The 719-nt window shown below is 70.5% G+C and carries 1 protein-coding gene and 1 pseudogene; both read left to right on the forward strand.

The features are described from left to right. Positions 1-432, forward strand: a 432-nt coding sequence (eccD, locus tag A5704_RS01225; protein ID WP_067887008.1) for a type VII secretion integral membrane protein EccD, incomplete at its 5' end; no start/stop codon positions are given. Next, a pseudogene (locus A5704_RS01230) lies at positions 417-719 on the forward strand (type VII secretion-associated serine protease); the annotation flags it as partial. The gene eccD and the pseudogene A5704_RS01230, both read left to right, overlap by 16 nt.

Raw genomic sequence — 719 nt, forward strand, 5'->3', positions numbered from 1 at the left:
GGTGTCTGCGTCGGGGTGTCGATCGTCCTGCCCGCCGCCGTGTGGGGGGTGCTGACACCGAGGCGCCCGTGGGCGTGGTTGGCGCTGGTGGTCGCCGGACTCGTGGTGGGCATCTTCATCACCCAGGGCAGGGGATTCGCCGCCAAGTACCAGGCCGTCGCGCTCGCCTGCGGGGCCGCCGCCGCCGTGTGCGCCGGAGTGGTCAAATACGCCATCGTGGAGCCGAAAGACGTTGTCAGCGGATTGCTTTGGCCCGCTGTAGCGGTGGCGGCCTTCGCCGCGTGCGGCCTGGCCGCGGCGCTGTTGGTGCCGACGGTGCGGTTCAGGCCGTTGATCCGGTTGACCGTGGAATGGGTGGAAGTGTTCGCGTTCATCGTGTTGCTGCCGGCGGCGGCGGCCCTGGGGGGGCTGTTCACGTGGATTCGGCACTGAAGCGCGCGGCGGCGGCGACCGCCGCCGTCACCCTGGTCGCGCTGTCCGCGAATATCCCTGCCGCGCAAGCCATCACACCCCCACAGGTCGATCCCGGCATGGTGCCGCCGGACGGGCCGCCGCGAAGCGACCAACCGATGCGGCGCGCCAACAGCTGCTCGACGCCCATCACCGTGCGCAACCCCGACGTGGCGCAGCTGGCGCCGGGCTTCAACCTGCTCAACATCAGCAAGGCCTGGCAATACAGCACCGGCAACGGCGTACCGGTGGCCGTGATCGACACCGGC

The organism is Mycobacterium sp. E735 (assembly GCF_001666955.1).
In the GTDB taxonomy this organism is placed as follows: domain Bacteria; phylum Actinomycetota; class Actinomycetes; order Mycobacteriales; family Mycobacteriaceae; genus Mycobacterium.